The 655-nt window shown below is 60.6% G+C and carries 1 protein-coding gene; it reads left to right on the top strand.

Features of this window, described 5'->3' with window-relative positions; genetic code table 11:
* Positions 1-14: 14 nt before the first annotated feature.
* A partial coding sequence (locus P0D73_RS46600; protein ID WP_408436494.1) for an electron transfer flavoprotein subunit alpha/FixB family protein occupies positions 15-655 on the top strand: 641 nt, incomplete at its 3' end.

Raw genomic sequence — 655 nt, 5'->3', positions numbered from 1 at the left:
AGGAGACGGACGAAATGACGAATCTGGTAATTGCAGAACACGACAACGCGTCGATCAAGGCCGCGACGCTGAACACGATTGCAGCGGCGCAGAAGATTGGTGGCGATATCCACGTGCTGGTGGCGGGTCACAACGCGCAAGCCGCGGCCGATGCAGCGGCGAAGATTGCCGGCGTGAGCAAAGTGCTGCTGGCCGACGCGCCGCAACTCGAAGCAGGCCTCGCGGAAAACATCGAAGCAACGGTGGTGAACATCGCGAAGGACTACACGCATATCCTCGCGCCGGCAACCGCCTACGGCAAGAACATCACGCCGCGTATCGCCGCGAAGCTCGACGTCGCGCAGATCAGCGATATCACGGCAGTGGATAGCCCGGATACATTTGAGCGCCCGATTTATGCCGGTAACGCAATCGCAACAGTGCAATCGGCTGATCCGATCAAGGTCATCACGGTCCGCACGACTGGTTTCGACCCTGTGGCAGCCGAAGGCGGCAGCGCATCGGTGGAGAAAATCGAAGCGGCAGCCGACAGCGGCATCTCGTCCTTCGTCAGCCGTGAAGTGACGAAGCTGGATCGTCCGGAACTGACGTCGGCGAAGATCATCGTCTCCGGTGGCCGCGGTCTTGGCAACGGCGAGAACTACACGAAGGTGCT

Source organism: Paraburkholderia sp. RL18-101-BIB-B (genome assembly GCF_046026985.1).
Classification (GTDB): Bacteria; Pseudomonadota; Gammaproteobacteria; order Burkholderiales; family Burkholderiaceae; genus Paraburkholderia.
The sequence above is the reverse complement of the archived record's forward strand: the minus strand, read 5'-3'. Positions and strand labels throughout refer to the sequence as shown.